General features: G+C 66.9%; 14 protein-coding genes and 2 pseudogenes. 8 read left to right on the top strand and 8 right to left on the bottom strand.

What is annotated here, in order from left to right; all coding sequences use genetic code 11:
- The first annotated feature begins 98 nt into the window (after window positions 1-98).
- Entirely contained in the window at window positions 99-1,565 is a 1,467-nt protein-coding gene (mltF, locus tag ACGI6K_RS04405; protein WP_376947647.1) for a membrane-bound lytic murein transglycosylase MltF, read from the top strand.
- Window positions 1,566-1,577: 12 nt separating this feature from the next.
- Here mltF and tadA read toward each other — a convergent pair whose 3' ends face one another.
- From tadA to ACGI6K_RS04370, 7 genes and pseudogenes are all read right to left on the bottom strand, one after another.
- The gene (gene tadA, locus ACGI6K_RS04400) at window positions 1,578-2,054 is read right to left on the bottom strand and encodes a tRNA adenosine(34) deaminase TadA (protein WP_376947649.1); all 477 of its coding nucleotides are present in this window, start codon (window positions 2,052-2,054) and stop codon (window positions 1,578-1,580) included.
- Window positions 2,055-2,096: 42 nt separating this feature from the next.
- Window positions 2,097-3,467: a multicopper oxidase family protein gene (locus ACGI6K_RS04395; protein ID WP_376947651.1), complete on the bottom strand. Its 1,371-nt coding sequence runs from the start codon at window positions 3,465-3,467 to the stop codon at window positions 2,097-2,099.
- Between the two features lie 448 nt (window positions 3,468-3,915).
- A pseudogene (locus tag ACGI6K_RS04390) lies at window positions 3,916-4,941 on the bottom strand (IS110 family transposase).
- A gap of 121 nt (window positions 4,942-5,062) precedes the next feature.
- The gene (locus ACGI6K_RS04385; RefSeq protein ID WP_376943778.1) at window positions 5,063-5,431 is read right to left on the bottom strand and encodes a 2Fe-2S iron-sulfur cluster-binding protein; all 369 of its coding nucleotides are present in this window, start codon (window positions 5,429-5,431) and stop codon (window positions 5,063-5,065) included.
- A 485-nt stretch (window positions 5,432-5,916) separates the two neighbouring features.
- On the bottom strand, window positions 5,917-7,497 hold the full coding sequence (gene guaA, locus ACGI6K_RS04380; protein ID WP_376943780.1) for a glutamine-hydrolyzing GMP synthase: 1,581 nt from the start codon (window positions 7,495-7,497) through the stop codon (window positions 5,917-5,919).
- 224 nt (window positions 7,498-7,721) lie between these two features.
- Window positions 7,722-9,191 carry an IMP dehydrogenase gene (gene guaB / locus ACGI6K_RS04375; RefSeq protein ID WP_376943782.1) on the bottom strand — a complete coding sequence of 490 codons (1,470 nt, stop codon included), beginning with the start codon at window positions 9,189-9,191 and terminating at the stop codon, window positions 7,722-7,724.
- A gap of 64 nt (window positions 9,192-9,255) precedes the next feature.
- Entirely contained in the window at window positions 9,256-11,073 is a 1,818-nt protein-coding gene (locus tag ACGI6K_RS04370; protein WP_376943784.1) for a 3'-5' exonuclease, read from the bottom strand.
- 934 nt (window positions 11,074-12,007) lie between these two features.
- On the opposite strand from ACGI6K_RS04370, the gene ACGI6K_RS04365 reads away from it, so the two are divergent.
- From ACGI6K_RS04365 to ACGI6K_RS04345, 5 genes and pseudogenes are all read left to right on the top strand, one after another.
- On the top strand, window positions 12,008-12,985 hold the full coding sequence (locus ACGI6K_RS04365; RefSeq protein ID WP_376948913.1) for a D-2-hydroxyacid dehydrogenase family protein: 978 nt from the start codon (window positions 12,008-12,010) through the stop codon (window positions 12,983-12,985).
- Window positions 12,986-13,067: 82 nt separating this feature from the next.
- Window positions 13,068-13,921 (top strand): annotated as a pseudogene (locus tag ACGI6K_RS04360) (DMT family transporter).
- A gap of 88 nt (window positions 13,922-14,009) precedes the next feature.
- Window positions 14,010-15,380 (top strand): exodeoxyribonuclease VII large subunit, encoded by a 1,371-nt coding sequence (gene xseA / locus ACGI6K_RS04355; RefSeq protein WP_376948919.1) that lies wholly within the window; start codon window positions 14,010-14,012, stop codon window positions 15,378-15,380.
- A gap of 4 nt (window positions 15,381-15,384) precedes the next feature.
- Entirely contained in the window at window positions 15,385-16,149 is a 765-nt protein-coding gene (locus tag ACGI6K_RS04350; protein ID WP_376948915.1) for a M15 family metallopeptidase, read from the top strand.
- A 21-nt stretch (window positions 16,150-16,170) separates the two neighbouring features.
- The gene (locus ACGI6K_RS04345) at window positions 16,171-16,995 is read left to right on the top strand and encodes a peptidoglycan DD-metalloendopeptidase family protein (protein ID WP_376948917.1); all 825 of its coding nucleotides are present in this window, start codon (window positions 16,171-16,173) and stop codon (window positions 16,993-16,995) included.
- Window positions 16,996-17,018: 23 nt separating this feature from the next.
- Here the strand turns inward: ACGI6K_RS04345 and ACGI6K_RS04340 are convergent, their stop codons facing one another.
- Window positions 17,019-17,825, bottom strand: a complete 807-nt coding sequence (locus ACGI6K_RS04340) for an IS5 family transposase (RefSeq protein ID WP_377969144.1) — start codon at window positions 17,823-17,825, stop codon at window positions 17,019-17,021.
- 247 nt (window positions 17,826-18,072) lie between these two features.
- Between ACGI6K_RS04340 and ACGI6K_RS04335 the strand changes: the two genes are divergently transcribed.
- Window positions 18,073-19,515: a TldD/PmbA family protein gene (locus ACGI6K_RS04335; protein WP_376942493.1), complete on the top strand. Its 1,443-nt coding sequence runs from the start codon at window positions 18,073-18,075 to the stop codon at window positions 19,513-19,515.
- Complete coding sequence (locus ACGI6K_RS04330) at window positions 19,515-20,834, top strand: TldD/PmbA family protein (protein WP_376942495.1); 1,320 nt, start codon at window positions 19,515-19,517, stop codon at window positions 20,832-20,834. Before ACGI6K_RS04335 ends, ACGI6K_RS04330 begins: the two co-directional genes overlap by 1 nt.
- Window positions 20,835-20,840: the final 6 nt, after the last annotated feature.

Genomic DNA, 20,840 nt, shown 5'->3' with positions numbered 1-20,840 from the left:
GGCGCCGCCGGACGCTAAGAACGCCGGCAGGCAGGCCCACACCCGGCAGCACACCGACGGCCGAGCCACCCGCCTGCCGAATTGCGTATACTACGCCGATGACCGACCGAACCGCGCTCCGCGGGCGCCGCGCCCACCGCCGGCTGTTGCCGACCTTACTTTTCCTGATGCTCATGGGTTGCAGCGAGTCTCCCCGGCCGTCGACCCTCCAGCGCGTACAGGAAGAGGGTGTATTGCGGGTCGTCACCCGCAATAGCCCGGCCACCTACTTCCAGGACCGCAACGGCGAAACCGGCTTCGAGTACGAACTGGTCAAGCGTTTCGCCGACGATCTGGGAGTCAGCCTGCGGATCGAGACTGCGGACAACTTCGGCGCCATCTTCTCCCGGCTCAACCAGCCCGGCGGCCCGGAGCTGGCCACGCCCGGCCTGATCCCCAGCGCATCCCACAGCCATCTGGCGCTGTTCTCCCGGCCCTACATGGAGGTCACCCCACAAGTCGTCTACCGCAACGGCCAACGCCGCCCCACCCGTCCGCAGGATCTGGTCGGTAAGCGCATCCTGGTCCTTGAAGGCAGCAGCCATGCCGACCAATTGGCGGAGATCAAGCGGCAATTGCCGGAACTCAAATACGAGGAAACCGCCGAGTTGGAAATCGCCGACCTGCTGCACATGGTCGACGAGGGCCAGATCGATGCGACCCTGGTCGACTCCAACGAGCTGGCGATGAATCAGGTGTATTTTCCCAATGTGCGCGTGGCCTTCGACTTGGGCGATGCTCGCGCGCTGAGCTGGGCGGTGGCCGCCGGCAGCGATCGCAGCCTACTGGAAAAGGTCGATGCCTTCCTCGCCCGGGCCCAGAAGAAGGGCCTCCTGCAGCAGTTGAAGGAGCGCTATTACGGGCATGTCGAAGTGCTCGGCTATGTCGGCGCCTACACCTTCGCCCAGCACCTGCAGCAGCGCCTGCCACGCTACGAACGACAGTTCCGCGAGGCCGCCAAGAAGCACGGGATCGACTGGCGCCTGCTGGCCGCCATCGGCTACCAGGAGTCCCAGTGGCAGCCCAGCGCCACCTCCAAGACCGGGGTCCGCGGCCTGATGATGCTCACCCAGCGCACCGCCGAGGCGATGGGCGTGGCCAACCGCCTCGACCCCAAGCAAAGCATCCACGGCGGCGCCAAATATTTCGTCCATGTCCACCAGAGCCTGCCGGAAAGCATCCGCGAACCCGACCGCAGTTGGTTCGCCCTGGCCGCCTACAACATCGGCAGCGGCCACCTGGACGACGCTCGCAAACTGGCTAAGGTGGCGGGCCTGAACCCGAACAAATGGCTGGATGTGAAAAAGATGCTGCCGCGCCTGGCGGAGAAGAAGTGGTACGGCAAGACCCGCTACGGCTATGCGCGCGGTGGCGAGCCGGTGCACTTCGTCGCCAACATCCGCCGCTATTACGACATCCTCACCTGGGTGACCCAGCCACAGATGGAAGGCTCGCGCATCGCCGAAAGCGGCCTGCACGTACCCGGCTTGCCGAAAAAGCCACCGGCCGCGAAGCCACCGCTGTAGAGCGCGGCGATTTCAACCGCGCCGCGCCTTGAAGAAGGCCTTGAGGATCGCTCCACACTCCTCCGCCAGCAGCCCGCCCTCGACCAGCACCCGGTGGTTGAGGAAATCCTGGGCAAAGAAATCGCCGCGGCTGACCGCCACGCCGGCGCGCGGCTCGCTGGCGCCGAACACCACCCGGGCGATGCGCGCATGGACGATCAGCCCGGCGCACATGCTGCAGGGCTCCAGCGTCACGTACAAGGTGCTGCCGGGCAGCCGGTAGTTGTCCAGCACGGCGGCGGCGGCGCGGATCGCCACCATTTCGGCATGGGCGCTGGGATCGCGACGGGAGATCGGGCAATTGAAGCCGCGCCCGACGATCTCGCCACCCCACACCAGCACGGCGCCCACCGGTACCTCGCCCAGCCCGGCGCCTTCGGCGGCCAGGATTAGCGCCTCGCGCATGAAATGTTCGTCCTGACTACGGTCGATGATCTGCGGGACTTTCATGAACAAGCATCGGATCGAAAAAGGGAGATGAAGGTTATCGCCTTACGCTACCTCGATCGCCGCCATCAGGCCCGTCTCCATGTGGTCGATGACGTGGCAGTGGAACATCCATACCCCGGGATTGTCCGCCACCAGAGCGATCCGTGCGGTCTCGTTGCGTCCCAGCAGGTAAGTATCGGTGAAGTACGGGTCGATCTTCCGGCGGTTGGAGTCCAGCACCTTGAAGGCCATCCCGTGCAGGTGTATGGGATGCAGGTACTGACTGACATTGCGCAACTCGAAGATATAACTGCGCCCCTGCTGCAGGGTGGCGATGGGGCGCTCGGCGCAACGCTTGTCGTTGATGTCCCAGGCCTGGCCATTGATCTGCCAGAACTTGAAGGCCCCGCCCTGCTCCATGTTCCCCGACAGGGCTCCGACCCATTCGAAATTGAAGCCCAGGCTCGTCGCGGCGGCCAGATCGGGTTCCGGGACGGGATTGGCCGGTAGCGCGGCAGGCCAGTCGGCGGCCGCCTCGCCGCTGTCCACGCTCTTCAGGGTGGCCAGACGCAGCGGACCGTTGCGCAAGGGCAGCGCCGTCCCGAGCGCCGGAACCCGGAGCCCCAGCTCGATACGCATGCCCGGCCCCAACAGGTATTCCCGCCCAAGCGGACGGGGAGCGACGGGATTGCCGTCCAGCGCGTAGACGCGCGCCTCGGCACCCGGCAGGTTGAGGCGGTAGGTCAGGGTATTGTCGAGGTTGAGGATGCGCAAGCGCACAACCTGGCCGGCGGGCAGCTCCAGTGTCGGCGACGCCTGGCCGTTGACCGTGCTCAGGCGCCCCGGCGTACCGCCACGGGCCGCCTCGCGCAGCACGCTGAACTCGCCGAAGACGCCCTGCCCGTCCACATGCCAGCTTTTTAGGCTCAGCGTGCGCTCGTGCCTGAACCCCGTCGGCTCGCGCTCCTCGACGATCAGCGGACCGACCAGTCCGCGCCCAAGCTGCTCGCCACTGGCGGTATGCGGGTGATACCAGAAGCTGCCGGCGTCCGGCACCCGGAAGCGATAGTCGAAAGACTCGCCCGGCAGCACCGGCAACTGCGACAGGTAGGGCACACCGTCCATCTCCAGAGGCAGGCGGATACCATGCCAGTGGATGGTGCTCGGCTCGGGCAGGCGGTTGACGAAACGCACCCGCAGCCAGTCGCCCTGTCGCGCGCGCAACTCCAGCCCCGGCGCCTGGCCGCCGTAGGCCCAGACGGACGTCTTGCGGCCCGGCACCAGTTCCACGTCCAGCGGCGCGGCGATCAGCTCGTAGTCGTGGGTCTTTGCCTCCTCCGGCCGACCCAGCCAATAGCGCGCCCCGCCGGCCCCCAGGCCGAGCACGGAGACACCGGCCAGGCCGGCGAGGATCTGTCTGCGGGTAACACTCATGAAGTCGGCTCCTGCCTCGCGGGCGGTCGATCGTGGACGCGCTATTCAGCTATGGATGAAATAGTTTCTCATTATCCATCGAGAACAACCATCGTGTATCAACTGCGCCGGGATATCCGAAGACATGCGGCAAACGACCGAGCGAGCGACAAGCTGAGGAGCCGAGCGGAGGGGTCCTCGCCCCGAAAAACGAATCTATGGTCATACCCGTTTTTGCAACACTGATCAGCGATGAGTATTTGCCTTGCTTGAATCTATCCGGCGTCTGTCTGGGGCATGCCCCGCGCCACGATGAGAGTCGCGCCTGATGGTCCTAAGAAAAACCGCGGCTTCGAGAGCCAATCGTTTCTACAGGGTGTCCACCAGGCCGGTGAGCCGTTCGCATCATCGGCTATTCGGTTATCGCAAAACCTGAAGAGCGTTTCGTGGTACAGCGGTAACCGCAGGGTCAGGCGGCGCAAGAGCTTGGCCCTGCTTCAAATTTCGAATGGTTGGCGGCGATAGCCCAAGCGCTCCGGGCGAGCTTGTTGGCCAGGGCGCATGCCACCACGTTCGAATGGCGTCGCTGGAGTAGCGAGCGCACCCAGTCGGCCAATGCCCCTTGTTGGTGTTCCAGTCGTTGCGGATAAACCCTGGCGCACCGCACCAGTAGCCGTCGCGGGTTCTTGTCACCGCGCTGGCTGATGCCCAGCAGGTTGCTCCGACCACCCGTGCTGTATTGCCGTGGCGCCAAGCCGACCGAGGCGAAAGTCCCGGCTACAGCTGTACTGCTTGCCATCCCCAACCTGCGCCGACAACAAGCTCGCCGTGATCGGACCGATGCAGGGAATGGTCATCAGGCGACGCCCCAGGTCATCATCGGCCAACTGGTGGGTCATTTCTTGGTCCAAATCCCTGATCTGCTCGTCCAGGTAACAGACGTGGCTATGCAAACGCATCAGCAATACGACCAGTCGGTGCGGCAGCTCGTGCTCAGCCAATGTTGTTGGCAAGCGCCTAATCAGCGAAAGCCCCTTGGGCAAGCTGACGCCGAACTCCAACAAGAAGCCATGGACCGGATTGACGGTTTTCGTACGGTCGCGCTCTAAGGAGTCGCGTATGCGGTGCGGCACCGATAACGTCTGTCGTACCTCTGTCTTCGGCGTAACAAGACGCATGGTCGGTCGAGAAGCCGCTTCGCGGATCGCCTCGGCATCGATGAAGTCGTTCTTGTTGCTCTTGACGAACGGACGGACAAACCGTGGCGCGATCAACTTCACCTCATGCCCGGTCGCGATCAGTTGGCGCGCAATGAAGTGAGCCCCCGTACAGGCCTCCAGCGCCACGCTGCAGGCTGGCAGATTGCCCAGCAAACGCATCATCTGTGTAGGCGTGTCGCTTTTTTGCCGAAGACTTCCCGCTCCGCCTTGTCCTGCCCATGCAGATGGAAACTGTGCTTGCCAAGATCGATGCCTACCAGTGCGACTGTGCTCATGGCGATGGTCTGCGAAAATAAAACACCCTGCGAAAGTTAGCTTTCGCAGGGTGTGGGGGTGACCATCTCATTAAAACCCCATGGCCGCGACGGCCATGGGGTTTGCCGGAACCAATGGCGATTAGGCGCCGCCCGGCTCTCCGGTGAACTCGACCAGCAGGTCTTCGTCGGTGACGATGGTCTGGCAGGCCAGACGATAGGTTGGCGGCAGGTCGCGCACGGCCGCGCGCTCCTCTTCCGACTTCGGCAGCTTGCCGACGGACTTGAGCACATTCCGCTCCTTGTCGGTCAGCAGCATGCCCTTGATACGCTCGCCGTCGAGATGGGTGATCTTGACCAGACAGGAACCACAGTTGCCATCTTGACACTCGAAAGGAATCTTGACGCCGTTTTCCTGAGCGACTCCCAGTAGCGTCGAGCGCTTACCGGCGATTGCCTGGACTTTCTTGTTATGCGGCATGAGCGGCGAAGAAAAATAAATGGTAGCCATACAAAAATCCTTTCCGTAATTAATCAACAGACCAACTCGCGTATACCCGCCCCATTGAGCGCGGAAATACGGCAGCACCGGACAACAACTTGAAAAGTTGCAGAACGCTGCAGAAACAACCCTTTAATCAACAGGACTGTGTGAGCGATAGTACTTACCCGATGCCACTAAGACAATGACTTTTATCATGACAAAGTTACGAAGAAGTTTCCAGACCAATTATTAGCCCAGCATCGAAATAGTTGCCCATCAACCGAAAACCTTATTAAGTTCTTATCCGCATCAAATTCTCAAATGAGAATTCCATATATAAAACATATAACGCGCAAGAATGCGGGAAGACCGGATCAACCCTCCGGAGCGCAACGAAAGGAACCGACGAAAAAGACGGCGAGCCAAAAATACCGCCGACATCCGCAAGGACACCAGCGGCGAAAAACAAGACAGAATCGTTCGGGGCAGATACCGGCGCGCGGGCCGCTGCCTCACTCCCACTCGATAGTCGCCGGCGGCTTGCTCGACACGTCGTAGGTGACTCGGGAGATGCCGTCGATCTCGTTGATGATGCGGTTGGAAACCTTCTCCAGCAATTCATAGGGCAGGTGCGCCCAGCGGGCAGTCATGAAGTCGACGGTTTCCACCGCGCGCAGGGCGACTACCCAGGCGTAGCGGCGGCCGTCGCCGACCACGCCGACCGACTTGACCGGCTGGAACACCACGAACGCCTGGCTGACCTTGTGGTACCAGTCGGCCTTGCGCAGTTCCTCGATGAAGATATGGTCGGCGCGGCGCAACAGGTCGGCGTATTCCTTCTTCACCTCGCCAAGGATGCGCACCCCGAGGCCCGGACCGGGGAACGGGTGGCGATAGACCATGTCGTAGGGCAAGCCCAGCTCCAGGCCGATCTTGCGCACTTCGTCCTTGAACAGCTCGCGCAACGGCTCGACCAGCTTGAGGTTCATATCCTCGGGCAGGCCGCCGACGTTGTGGTGGGACTTGATCACATGGGCCTTGCCGGTCCTGGCGCCGGCCGATTCGATCACATCGGGATAGATGGTGCCCTGGGCGAGGAAGCGGATGTTCTCCAGCTTCGCCGCCTCGGTATCGAACACCTCGATGAAGGTGCGGCCGATGATTTTGCGCTTCTGCTCCGGGTCGGACACGCCGGCCAGGTTGGCGAGGAACTGCGCCTCGGCATCGGCGCGGACCACCTTGACGCCCATGTTCTCGGCGAACATAGCCATCACCTGGTCGCCCTCGTGAAGGCGCAGCAGGCCGTTGTCGACGAACACGCAGGTTAGCCGGTCGCCGATGGCGCGGTGCAGCAGTGCGGCGACCACCGAGGAGTCGACGCCGCCGGAAAGGCCGAGCAGCACGTTGGCGCCGCCGACCTGGGCGCGCACCTGGGCGATGGCGTCCTCGACGATGTTGGACGGTGTCCACAGCGCCTCGCAGCCGCAGATCTCGCGCACGAAGCGGCCGAGGATGCGCAGGCCCTGCTTGGTGTGGGTCACTTCCGGGTGGAACTGCACGCCGTAGTAGCGGCGCTTGTCGTCGGCCATGGCGGCGATCGGGCAACTCGGAGTGCTGGCCAGCACGTGGAAGCCCTCGGGAATCCCGGTGACCTTGTCGCCGTGGCTCATCCACACGTCGAGGCCGAGCACACCGTCGTCGTCCACGTGATCCTCGATGCCGTCGAGCAGGCGCGCCTTGCCGACCACATCGACACGGGCATAGCCGAACTCGCGCAGATCCGAGCCCTGCACCTTGCCGCCAAGTTGCTCGGCCATGGTCTGCATGCCGTAGCAGATGCCGAAAAGCGGCACACCCAGGTCGAACACCGCCTGCGGCGCGCGCGGACTGTCGGCCTCGTGCACCGACTCCGGCCCACCGGCGAGGATGATGCCGCGCGGGGCGAAGGCACGGATCTCCTCATTGCTCATGTCGAACGGATGCAGCTCGCAATAGATGCCGATCTCGCGCACTCGGCGGGCGATCAACTGGGTGTACTGGGAACCGAAATCCAGGATCAGAATCCGGTGGGCGTGAATATCTTGGTGGGCCATGGCCGTCTCTCGTAACGGAATTCACAAACGACGCGAGGCTGCCCCGTCTCTTCGCAACAGCAGCAGCCCCGTGTCTTCGATTCGTAAGAACGATCCGCCGCATCGCGAGCGCGGACCAGCCGAGGCGGAAAGAAGCGAGAAAGCGGGGTTCGCCGAAGCGAACGAGCATTCCGAACCTCTTCTCGCCGCAGCCTGCCCGAGCGCAGCGGCACCAAATCGCTGTTTCAGCCGACGCGATAGTTCGGCGCTTCCTTGGTGATCTGCACATCGTGCACGTGGGACTCGGCCATGCCGGCGCCGGTGATGCGCACGAACTGCGGCTTGGTGCGCATCGCCTCGATATCGGCGCTGCCGGTATAGCCCATGGAAGCACGCAGGCCGCCCATCAGTTGGTGGATGATCGCCGCCAGCGCGCCCTTGTAGGGCACGCGCCCCTCGATGCCCTCGGGCACCAGCTTCTCGGCGCCGGCGGAGGAGTCCTGGAAGTAACGGTCCGACGAGCCCTGACTCTGCGCCATGGCGCCCAGCGAGCCCATGCCGCGATAGGCCTTGTAGGAGCGCCCCTGGAACAGCTCGACCTCGCCCGGCGCCTCTTCGGTGCCGGCGAACATGGAACCCATCATCACACAGTAGGCGCCGGCGGCGATGGCCTTGGACAGGTCGCCGGAGAAACGGATGCCGCCGTCGGCGATCAGCGGCACGCCGGTGCCCTGCAGGGCCGCGGCGACATTGGCGATGGCGCTGATCTGCGGCACGCCGACCCCGGCGACGATGCGGGTGGTGCAGATCGAGCCCGGCCCGATGCCCACCTTAACGCCGTCCGCACCGGCCTCGGCCAGCGCCAGGGCGGCCTCGCCGGTGGCGATGTTGCCGCCGATCACCTGCACGTCGGGGAAGTTCAGCTTGACCCAGCGCACCCGTTCGATCACCCCTCGGGAGTGACCGTGGGCGGTGTCCACCACCACCACGTCGACCCCGGCGGCGACCAGCGCGGCCACCCGGTCCGGCGTCTCGGCGCCGGTGCCCACCGCGGCGCCGACGCGCAGGCGGCCCTGGTCGTCCTTGCTGGCCAGCGGGTAGGCCTTGGCTTTCTCGATGTCGGTGACGGTCATCATGCCTTTCAAGCGGAACGCCTCGTCGACGATCAGCACGCGCTCGATGCGGTGCTTGTGCAGCAACTGGCGGGCCTCCTCCTTGTCGGCGCCCTCGCGGACGGTGACCAGGCGCTCCTTGGGCGTCATCACTTCGCGTACCGGAACATCCAGGCGGGTTTCGAAACGCACGTCGCGGGAGGTGACGATCCCCACCAGATCGCCCTTAGAAAGCACCGGCACGCCGGAGATGTTGTGCTGACGGGTCAGCTCGAAGAGGTCGCGGACAGTGGCGTCGGCGTCGATGGTGATCGGGTCGCGCAGCACGCCGGCCTCGAAGCGCTTGACCTTGCGCACCTCGGCGGCCTGCTGCTCGATGGTCATGTTCTTGTGGATGATGCCGATGCCGCCTTCCTGGGCCATGGCGATGGCCAGGCGGGCCTCGGTGACGGTGTCCATGGCGGCGGACACCAGCGGAATGTTGATTTCGATGCCGCGCGTCAGGCGAGTCTTGAGGCTGACATCCTTGGGCAGTACGTCGGAATATCCAGGGATCAGGAGAACGTCGTCGAAAGTCAGGGCTTCTTGACTGATACGCAGCATGGCGGGGGGCTCCCAGGCGGGAAAAAATGGAAGCGCGACATTATACCCAGCCCCCAGGTCCGGCTCAATGTGCGTAGCGGCTCAGCTCGTCCGTGCCCAGCGCCCGGGCGAGCGCGTTGTTGCGATGGAAACTGACCAGCAGTCGCTGCCGCGCCCGGCCGATACCGATGTGCAGCAGCCGCACCCGCTCGGGCAGCGAACTGTCGACCTCCTCGCCAGGCGCCAAGAAGGAAGCGTCGAACAGCACCACCGCGGCGAACTCCAGCCCCTTCGCGGCCTGGATGGGCATGACCGACACCCGCTGCGCATCGGCGCGGTAGCCGCGGCGGGTCTCGTCGTCTTCCAGCCAGGCATGAGGAATGCCGAGCGCGACCAGCGCCTCGACCATGGCCTCGCCGGCACCGCCCTGCGGATAGAGCAGCGCCATGTCGCTCCAGGCCAGCCCTTCGGCATGCCACTGGCGCAGGCAGCAGACGGCATGGGCCGTCTCCCCGGACAGGCGCGGGAAACGCCGCAACGCTGGCCGCGGCCCCGGAGCGGCGGCTGCCGGTGGCATGTCGCCCTCGTCGTCGGCCAGATACCTGCCGGCCAGGCAACGGCCGAAGGCGAGGATTTCCCGGCTGTTGCGGTAATTGCGGCGGAGCACGCCGACGCTGCCCAACGCCCGGAAGCCTACGCTAGTTGGATCGAAGCCCTGCGCCGAACGCCGCCGATGGAGGGCTTGGGCCTCGTCGTAGAGCAGCAGCAGCGAACCTTCGGCCGGGTCGATCATCCGCGCGAGCAGGCGCAGCCAGTCCGGCTCGAAGTCGTGCCCTTCGTCGATCAGCAGCGCGCCGTACTGGCCGCCGGGAATCCGCCCGCGCTCCACCGCGGCGATCACCGAGTCGGCGACCCGCCAGTAATGCTCGTCCTCGCCCGCCAGCAACTCGACCTGCCAGGTTTCGAGCTGCCGCTCGCACCAGTCGTGGAAGTGCTCGACCCGCACCTGCCCGTCGATGCCGTGCGCGGCGACGAAGCCGCGCAACCTGGCCGCCAGGGCGGCGTTGAAGCACAGCACCTGGATCGGCCGGCGCAGCGTCGCGGCCAGATGCAGGCAGCGGTAGCCGAGAATCAGCGTCTTGCCGGAGCCGGCGCTACCCCAAACCACCTGCTGCCCTTCGCCAAGGCTGCGGGCGATGTACTCCTGGCGCAGGTCCATGACGCGCATGCCGCTCGCCGGCGGCGAAGCGCTTTCCGGCAGCGACAGACCGTCGTCGCCGATGCGCAGTTCGGGAAACAGATGCCAGCGGATGGCATCGATCTGCGTCCGCGTCAGCCGGCCGGAGCCGCCGGGCACGCACATCGACTCCAGGCGCCGGCGCAGGACGCCGGGCTCCACTTCGTGCAACTCGTCCCGATGGAGCACCTGCCGCTGCGGCAGCAACCGCTCGCGTATTCCGGCGGGCATGCCCCGCTCCAACTGGCTACGGGCGATGCCAGTGAGGACCAGCCCCCAACCGCAGGGGAAAGGCGGACGCGCCTCCCCGTCCCGGCACAATCGCGGATCGCGCAGCAGTTCCTTCAGCAGCCGCTGCACGCCTTGCCGCCCCAGCTCCAGGGGATGCGCCACCTCGCGGCGGCCCTCGGCGCTCTCTAGCGTACAGGTGGCACGGGACATCCGCTTGAGGCTGCCCGCCCGCCAGTCCCGCACCTCGAGAAATAACAGACCGCGCTCGGGGTGCAGTACGATGAAACTGGGATGGCGGCGCCCCTCGCCGGAAAAAAGGTCGTACCAGATCAGGCAATCGTCTTCGAGGCCGTCCAGCAACACGTGGGCGACTTGCCGCTCCCCGGCCGTCATGCGCGAAAGACAGGCGCCAGGCGCCGGGATGAGTTTGGCCATGCAGCCCCCTGTTACCAATTGCGACCAGTTCGCCCCACGGGCGGCGAAAAAGCACGAATGGTAGAGGATTTCCAATACAGGAGTCTCATTTCCGGCAGCGGATCCAGGGCAATCGCATGAAATGTCTTTCCGATACCGGACTGGAAAGATTGTGTGCCTGGTCGTTCCGGCGTGGTCTTCAAATCCGGTGCATCGGCTGCTTGCCGAGGGGCTGGATACTTCCTGTTTCGGCCCCCCGGCCGAGTCACTTTCTCTTGGCGCGCGCAAAGAGAAAGTAACCAAAGAGAAAGCGCGCCCGATCATTCGGCCCCGGCTACGCCGGGGTCCCCCCGCTCCGGCGCCGCTGCGAGGGTCGTCGCACAAGGGGCATCCATGCCCCTCGTACGACTCTCGCCGCCTCCCCGCGGCTCGCCCCTCTACGCGACGCCTGCGCTCGGCCTTCTGAACGGGAGTCGGGCTCCGGGTTGCCTGAAAGCGCTTTCGCTCTTGCGGCACGACCCGTCAGGCCGCGCTGGATGCCCCCTTCAGGAGGCCGAGCGGAATCGTCGTGGAAGGGGTCGAGCGGCAAGGATGCCGCGAGAGCCGCGATGGGCCATGGCATGGATGGCCCTTCGCGGCGAGCCCCTGGAACGGCGATGCAGGGAGGGAACCCGGAGCGAAGCGCAGGGCCGGATGAGGGGGTGGCCTTCTTTTGGGTTACTTTTTCTTGGCCAGGCAAGAAAAAGTGACTCGGCCGGGGGCCGAAACGGGGACTGTCCGGCTACTCGGCAAGCAGCCATGCCAAGGATCACACAATCTTTCCAGTCTGGTATCAGGCGAGCGCTTCATGCGATTGCCCTGGCAGCGGATCGCCCCAGGCGAAGCGCTCCCGGCTCGTGACGAACCCACCCCCGCCCTGCTAGAACTCGGGCCCACCCGCCAAGGAACCACCGCCATGCATATCGTCATCCCCGACGATTATCAGGATGTCATCCGCAGCCTCGACTGCTTCGCACGGCTGCGCGATTCCGGGCACAGCGTCGAGCTATTCCACGACGCCGAGAGCGACCCGCAACGCCTCGCCGAACGCTTCGCCAGCGCCGACGCGCTGGTGCTGACCCGCGAACGCACACGCATCGACGAAGCCCTGCTGGTCCGCCTGCCCAAGCTCAAGCTGATCAGCCAGACCGGCAAGATCGCCGCCCATCTCGATCTCGACGCCTGCACCCGCCGCGGCGTCGCCGTGGCCGAGGGGCGCGGCTCGCCGATCGCCCCGGCGGAACTGGCCTGGACGCTGATCCTCAACGCCCGCCGCCGGCTGCTGCCGGCCATCGCCGCGTTCCGCGAGGGCCGCTGGCAGACCAATATCGGCGAGCGCCTGGCCGGGCTGACCCTGGGCATCTGGGGCTATGGCAAGATCGGCCAGCGCCTGGCCCGCTACGCCCAGGCCTTCGAGATGCCGGTGCTGGTCTGGGGTAGCGAGGCCTCGCGCCAGGCCGCCGTCGCCCACGGCCACCGCGCCGCCGCCTCCCGCGAAGCCTTCTTCGCCGAAGCCGACGTACTCAGCCTCAACCTGCGCCTGTCGCCGTCCACCCAGCACATCGTCGGCTTCGACGACCTGGCGCGGATGAAGCCCGACGCCCTGCTGGTCAACGTCAGCCGCGCCGAACTGATCGCCCCTGATGCCCTACTCCGCGCCCTGGACGCCGGCCGCCCCGGATTCGCCGCTCTCGACGTGTTCGAGCAGGAGCCGATCCTCGACCCCACCCACCCACTGCCGAACCACCCGCGGGTGCTCTGCACCCCACACCTGGGTTATGTCGAGAAGCACGGCTACGAGTTGTATTTCGGCGATGCCTTCGACAACCTGCTGGCCTTTTTCGCCGGCCAGCCGCTCAACCTGGCCAATCCGCAAGTGCTGGCGGAACGCTGATCGCAGACCCACCCTCCCGGCTTCCCGCGGCGGAGGAAGCCGCGGCCATCGCAGGCTCCACTCCATCGCCGCGGGAACTCCCATGCGCCACCGTTCCGCCGTGCACCTGGGCGCCCTGCTCTTCGGCCTGTCCGGCATCTTTGGCAAGCTGGCCCTGGCCACGCCGGCGATGATCGTGTTCGGCCGCGCGCTGTTCGCCGTGGCCGCCCTGCTGCCCTTCGCCAGCCCGGATGCGGATTACCGCTCCCCCGGCTGGCGGCGTCCCCTGGCGCTGGCCGGCGCCGGCCTGCTGCTGGGCGGGCACTGGTAAAGCTTCTTCGTCGCGGTGAAGGTGTCCGGCGTGACCCTGGCCACCCTGGGCTTCGCCAGCTTCCTGGCCTTCACAGTGCTGCTGGAGAGACTGCCGTTCCGCGAGCGGGTGCGCGCGGCCGAATGGAGCTTGGTCGCTCTGGTCAGCCTCGGGCTGGTGCTGGTCGGCCCGAATTTCGACTTTGCCAGCTAAACCACCCTCGGTCTCGCCTGGGCAGTGCTTTCGGGCCTGCTGTTCGCCCTGTTGTCGGTGTCCAACCGCGCCATCACCCCTGGCGTGAAACCGGCGTAGGCCGCGCTCTGGCAGAACCTCGCCATCTTCGTCTGCGGCCTGCCGCCGACCTGGCCACACCTGCCTGCCGCAAGCGTCCTCGACCGGCTAAATCGCCCTGCTCCGCACGGCCTTGGCGCACAGCTTGTTCGTCGCCAGCCTGCGCGTGCTCAACGCGCGCAGCGCCTCGGTGGTGTTCACCCTTGAAGCGGTCCACGGTATCCTCTTCGCCAGGGGGGTGTTCGACGAACGCCCCCGGAACGCGGATACCCGCCGGCGGCGCGCTGATCCTGCTGGCCGCGCTGCTTTTTGCGCGCTTGAGCCGGCATGCCCCGCGGGCCGACGATCGCGAATGAAACGGCGGCCCGGCCGAGCCAGGTCCCGGCCGGTATACAAGCGCCAACGCGGTTCCCGCCGCCGCCATGGCGGCTTATCATGCCGGCCATGCTCAACGATCCCTTCCAACGCCTCGGCCTCGACCGGGAAATCCTCACCGTCAGCCAGCTCAACGGCCGCGCCCGTACGCTGTTGGAGGACGTGTTCGCCCAGGTCTGGGTCGAGGGCGAGATCTCCAACCTCTCCCGCCCGGCTTCCGGCCACCTCTATTTCACCCTCAAGGACCGCCAGGCCCAAGTGCGCTGCGCGCTGTTCCGGCAGAACGCCCTGCGCGTGCGCGAGATCCTGCGCGACGGATTGGCGGTGCGGGTGCGTGGCAGAGTCTCGCTGTACGAGGGGCGCGGCGACTTCCAGTTGATCCTCGATCTGCTCGAACCGGCCGGCGACGGCGCCCTGCGCCTGGCCTTCGAGGCGCTCAAGGAAAAACTCGCCGTCGAAGGCCTGTTCGCCGCCGAGCGCAAGCGCCCGCTGCCGGCCCATCCGCAGCGCATCGGCATCGTCAGTTCGCCGACCGGCGCGGTGATCCGCGACATCGTCTCGGTGTTCCGCCGCCGCGCGCCGCAGGTCGAACTGACCCTGGTGCCCACCGCGGTGCAGGGCCGCGAGGCGGTCGCGCAGATCGTCCATGCCCTCGAACTGGCCGATCGTCAGGGCTTCGACGCTCTGATCCTGGCTCGCGGCGGCGGCTCTCTGGAAGACCTCTGGTGCTTCAACGAAGAAGTCGTGGCGCGCGCCGTCGCCGCCTGCGCGACGCCCGTGGTCAGCGCCGTCGGCCACGAGACCGACGTGACCATCGCCGACTTCGTCGCCGACTTGCGCGCCCCGACCCCCTCGGCCGCCGCCGAACTGCTGGCCCCCGACAGCAGCGACCTGCAGCGCCGCCTCGACGGTCTGCAGCGCCGCCTGCAACTGCGCATGCAACACCTGCTCGCCGCGCGCCGCCTGCAGCTCGACGGCCTGCGTCGGCGCCTGCGCCATCCCGGCGAGCGCCTACAGCAGCAGGCCCAGCGCCTCGACGACCTGGAGCTGCGCCTCAGGCGCGCCATGCAGCGCCGTCTGCAGGGCGACGCCGAGCGCTTGGCGCGCCTCGACACCCGCCTCGCCGCCCAGCACCCCGAACGCCTGCTCGGCCTTCTGCGCCAGCGCCTGGAGCATCTCGCCGAACGCCTGCCGCGCGCCATGCGCGGCAGCCTGCGCGAGCGGCGCCAGCGTCTCGAAGCCACCGCGCAGACCCTGCAGGCGGTCAGCCCGCTGGCGACCCTCGGCCGCGGCTACGCGATCCTCCTCGACGAGCGGGGCCGGGCGATCCGCGCCGCCGTCCAAGCCCATCCCGGCCAGCGTCTGCACGCGCGTCTCGCCGGAGGGGCACTGGAGTTGCGGGTCGAAGCCGCCTTCCCTTCCCCGTCACAGCAGGACTGAACCGATGCGCGAGCCGAACCGGGCGATCCCTGCCTACGCTGAACCCGACTGGATACAGGTCGCCCGCATTCCCGTGGCCGAATGCGGTGAGGCGCTGTGCAGCCTGCGCCTGGCTTCCGCGCTGCGGGTCTACCCGGCCTACCGCCATCTCGGCATCCCCGAGGCGGTCGAGGACTGCCTGGTGCGCCTGGAGGTCTTCGAGCGTCTGCTGCGCGCCGCCGCGCACCTGCCCGCCGGCCTGGCGCTGGTGGTGCTCGACGGCTGGCGGCCGATCGCCGTGCAGCAGCACCTATACCGCACCCTGGAAGCGGCCGTGGCCCGGCATCATCCGCAGGCCGACGCGGCGACCCTGCAGCGCCTGACCCGCCAATTCGTCTCGCCGCCCAGCCGCGATCCGCAGGCGCCGAGCCCGCACCTGACCGGTGGCGCGGTGGACGTGACCCTGTGCGACGCCCAGGGGCGCTGGCTGGACATGGGCTCGCGCTTCGACGAGGTCGGCCCGCGCTCGTTCAGCGCCCACTACGAGAACGCGGCCGCCGACGATGCCGCCGCGCTGGCCATCCGCGACCGCCGCCGCCTGCTGCACGACGCCATGCTCAAAGCCGGCTTCGCCAACCTACCGAGCGAGTGGTGGCACTACGACTACGGCGACCAGTTGTGGGCCTGGCATCGCGGCCGGCCGGCGGCGCTCTACGGCCCGACCGCGCCGCCCGGCCTCGAAGAGCTGTGGCGACAGCAACTGGCCGAACGCTTTGCCGCCCCCATCTGACCCCATCTGCCGGAATCCGCCATGTCACGCCTGCTCGCCGCCTGCTGCGCCCTGTTCTTCGCCCTGCCCGTTCACGCCGACGGCTTCATCTCCCGCCTGCTGGACAAGCCGGTGCCCGGCGGCGTGGCGGTGATCGACCTGGGTGACGGCCCCGCGGCGCCCAGGGTGCGCTACCAGGACAAGCCAGTGCTGACGGTGCGCGAGGACGGCAGGCGCTGGATCGCTATCGTCGGCATCCCGCTGTCGGTCAAGCTGGGCGAGCAGCGGATCGAGGCGGACGGCCGCAGCCTGGCCTTCCGGGTCGAGCCCCGTCATTACCGCGAGCAGCGCATCACCCTGAAGAACCAGCGCCAGGTCAACCCCAACCCGGCCGACCTCAAGCGCATCGAGCGCGAACTGGCCGAACAGACCGATGCCTACCGGCGTTTCGACCCGCGCCAGCCGAGCAACCTGTTGTTCGACAAACCGGTCGCCGGCCCGCTCTCCAGCCCCTTCGGCCTGCGCCGCTTCTTCAACGGCGAGGAACGCAACCCGCATTCCGGGCTGGACTTCGCCGTGCCGGCCGGCACTCCGGTCAAGGCGCCAGCCGCCGGCCGGGTGACCCTGGTCGGCGACTACTTCTTCAACGGCCGGACGGTATTCGTCGACCACGGCCAGGGACTGGTGAGCATGTTCTGCCACCTGTCCAAGGTGGAGGTGAAGGTCGGCGACGAACTGCCCCGTGGCGCCGTGCTCGGCCGGGTCGGCGCCACCGGCCGGGCCACCGGGCCGCACCTGCACTGGAACGTCAGCCTCAACGACGCACGGATCGATCCGGCGATCTTCATCGGTGCGTTCAGCAATTGACATTCTCCCCGCCCTAGAGCGTGTTATGAACTTTGAAGAAGAGATGCGGCATTGCCGAGCATGAGGATGGTGAAGACGACGAAGTGCAAGCCAGCCAATGTTTCCGGTAGGCGCTCGTAGTCGCGAGCCAGGCGCCGGAACCGATTGACCCAGCCGAAGCTGCGCTCCACGACCCAGCGGCGCGGCAGAAGCACGAAGCCTTTCTTGGCTTCAGACAGTTTCACCACGTGCAGTTGGATGCCTTCTTCCTGGGCCGCTTGCGCCGGATCATGACCGGTGTAGCCCTGGTCCACGAAGGCGAGCTTCACCGTCTGGCCCGTGGCCTGCTGGACTTGCCGTGCCAGCGATCGCACCTGGGCACGCTCCTGCTCATTGGCTGGTGTGACGTGGACCGCCAGCAGGTGGCCGAGCGTGTCCACCGCCATGTGCACCTTGCTGCCCTTCTTACGTTTATAGCCGTCATAACCGGCCCGTGGCCCGCTCTCGCAAGTGGACTGCAAGGTGCGGCCGTCCAGGATCACGGCGCTGGGTTGGCCCTGCTTGCCTTGAGAGACACGCAACACCGAGCGCAGATTGTTGACCATGGCTTCGAAGCAGCCGGCCTGCAGCCACCGCTGAGTCTGTTGGTAAAGCGCCTCCCACGGCGGAAAGTCGTTGGGAATCAGTCGCCAGGGAGCACCGGCCCGGGCCATCCAGCGCAACGCGTTGAACATCAGGCGCAGATCGTACCTGCGCTGCGGCACTCGCGGATCGATCAGGGTCAGGTAGGGCGCAGCGAAGGCCCATTCTTCATCAGAAACGTCTGTCGGGTAAGGGCGTGCGGGCTTCATCCAACTACGATAGCTTCACCGGCACCAAGTTCATAACACGCTCTAGAACCGGCTGCTCAAGCTTATCGGAGAACCAATGTAACAAGGTTGGATGGGCCTGCAAGTCGCCTGTCGCCGAACATGGGCGACGCACCCACGCAGGCTCGTCCAGCCCTCCCGGCGAAACGCGAAGACGGTCGGAGATAGCCCCCTCTCCACACCAACTCGCTACAATCCGGTCCATCCCCGCACGTACAGGACCCTCCGCATGTTCGAATCCGCCTCCGAGCTGTCGCGCCGGTTCGCCGCCCTGCGCAGCAGCGCCGATTTCTGGTCGCTGCGGCATGTCCGGGAAAGCAGCGAGCATTACCGGGTGCGCCGTAACGTCGCCCTGCCGCCTTCCTTCGGCGAGGACTGCGGCGCCATGCTGACCGCGCGCGTTGCCGGCATCGAAGCCTACGCGGCCACCAGCGATCTGACCCAGGCCGGGCTGCAAGCGGCCCTGGAGCGGGCCGAGCGCATGGCCCGCGCCCTGGCCGGGCACGCGCTGCTGGAAGTACGGGAACTGCCGGTGCCGACCGGCGCGGCGGACGACGTGGCGCCCGGCTACGAGCGGCCGCTGGACGGCCCGGCGCACTGGTACGAGGTGCTGAGCGCCGAGTCGGCGCGGGTGCCCCCGGATGCGCGGCTGGTGGACTGGAGCGTCGGGCTCGCCGTCACCTGCGTGGAACAGATCCTGCTCGACAGCGCCGGCGCCTGCCTGCGCCGGGCCCAGCGCTTCGTCTACCCGTCCCTGAGCGTGACCGCCAGCGACGGCCACGACAGCCAAACCCGCAGCCTCGGCGGCTTCAACTTCGGCCAGCAGGGCGGCGCCGAGGTGGTCGAACGGCTCGGCCTGGTGGGCGCGGCCCCGCGCATCGCGGACGAGGCGCTGCAGTTGCTGCTCGCCCCCAACACTCCCAGCGGCCCCCTCGACCTGCTGCTGATGCCCGACCAGATGGTGCTGCAGATCCACGAATCCATCGGCCATCCCCTGGAGCTGGACCGCATCCTCGGCGACGAGCGCAACTATGCCGGCACCAGCTTCGTCCGCCTGGAAGATTTCGGCCGCTACCAGTACGGCTCGCCGCTGCTCGACGTCACCTTCGACCCCGGCCGCCCCGAGGAACTGGCCAGCTACCGCCACGACGACGACGGCACGCCGGCGCGGCGCGAATACCTGATCCGGGGCGGTGTCTTGCAGCGTCCGCTGGGCGGCGCCCTGTCGCAGATGCGCAGCGGCCTGCCAGGGGTGGCCTGCAGCCGCGCCTGCAGTTGGAACCGCGCGCCCATCGACCGCATGGCCAACCTCAACGTCGAACCGGGCGACCAGAGCCTGGCGCAACTGATCGGCGGTATCGAGCGCGGCATCCTGATGAGCACCAATCGCTCCTGGTCCATCGACGATGCCCGCAACAAGTTCCAGTTCGGTTGCGAATGGGGCCGGCTGATCGAGAACGGCGAACTCCAGGGCGTGGTGAAGAACCCCAACTACCGCGGGATTTCCGCGCACTTCTGGCGCAACCTCGCCGCGGTGGGCGACGCGAGCACCATCGAGGTGCTCGGCACGCCCTACTGCGGCAAGGGCGAGCCGAACCAGGCGGTGCGCGTCGGCCACGCCTCGCCGGCCTGCGTATTCAAGAAAATCGACGTATTCGGAGGGGCCGCCTGATGGACGCTCGCGAGCATTTCCACGCCCTGCTCGACAGCCTGCGGCCGCTGCTGCGCGGCGACGAAGGCTTCACCCTCGACTACCGCGCCGAGGACTCGGAATTCGTGCGCCTCAACCGGGCGCGAGTACGCCAAGCCGGGCAGGTGCGGCAGATCCACGCCACCCTCGCCCTCTACCTCGGCGAACGCCATGCCCGCTTCGAGCTGAGCCTGAGCGGCACGCTCGAGGAAGACCGCCCCCACCTGCGCCACGCCTTGGAACGGCTACGCGCGTTGCTGCCGGCGCTGGCTCCCGACCCGCACCTACGCCTCAATCGCGAACCCTGGCGCAGCGAGAGCAGCGAGGCGGGAACGCTGCCGGAAGTCGCCACGGCGGTCGGGCAGATCCTCGACGCCGCCGCCGGCTTCGATCTGGTCGGCATCCATGCCGCTGGCCCGCAATACCAGGGCTTCGCCAGTTCCTGGGGGGCTTTCGGCTGGCATGCGGCGAGCAGCTTCAACTTCGACTGGAGCCTGTTCCACGCCAACGGCCAGGCGGTCAAGAGCGCCTATGCCGGCCAGCACTGGGATGCCGGAACCTTCGCCCGGCGCATGGCCTCGGCGCGCGAACGACTGGAATACCTCGGCCGCCCGGCACTGACCCTGGCGCCGGGCAACTACCGGGCCTACCTGGCCCCAGCGGCGCTGGACGAAATCCTCGACATGCTCGCCGGCGGCTTCTCGGCCCAGGCCCTAGCCAGCGGCGCCAGTCCCCTGCAGCGCCTGTTCGCCGGTTCGGCCCGGCTCAGTCCGCTCGTGACCCTCGACGAGCGTGTCGCCGGCGGCCTGGCTCCGGCCTTCACCGGCGAAGGACCGCGCCGCGATCTGCGCCTGCTCGCCGCCGGCCTGCCCGGCGAACGGCTGATCGGCTCGCGCAGCGCCGCCGAATACGGCTTGACCGCCAACGGCGCGGGGGACCACGAACAGCCGCTATCGCTGGCGATGGCCGGCGGCGAGCTGGACGAGCGCGACATCCTGGCCCGCCTGGATACCGGCCTGTACATCGGCAACCTCTGGTACCTCAACTTCTCCGACCGCCCGGCCGGGCGCCTGACCGGCATGACCCGCTTCGCCACCTTCTGGGTGGAGAACGGCCGCATCCAGGCTCCGGTCGGGACCATGCGCTTCGACGATTCGGTGTTCGACTTCCTCGGTCCGCACCTGGAAGCCCTCACCCGTGAGCCCGAGAGCATCCTGCCGGCGGGCACCTACGGCGCGCGGCAGAGCGGCTCCCGGACGCTGCCGGGGGCATTGCTCGGATGCTTCACCCTGACGCTCTGAAAACCG

The sequence above is a fragment of the Azorhizophilus paspali genome (genome assembly GCF_043587585.2).
Lineage (GTDB): Bacteria > Pseudomonadota > Gammaproteobacteria > Pseudomonadales > Pseudomonadaceae > Azotobacter > Azotobacter paspali.
This window is presented reverse-complemented; position numbering and strand designations above follow the sequence as displayed.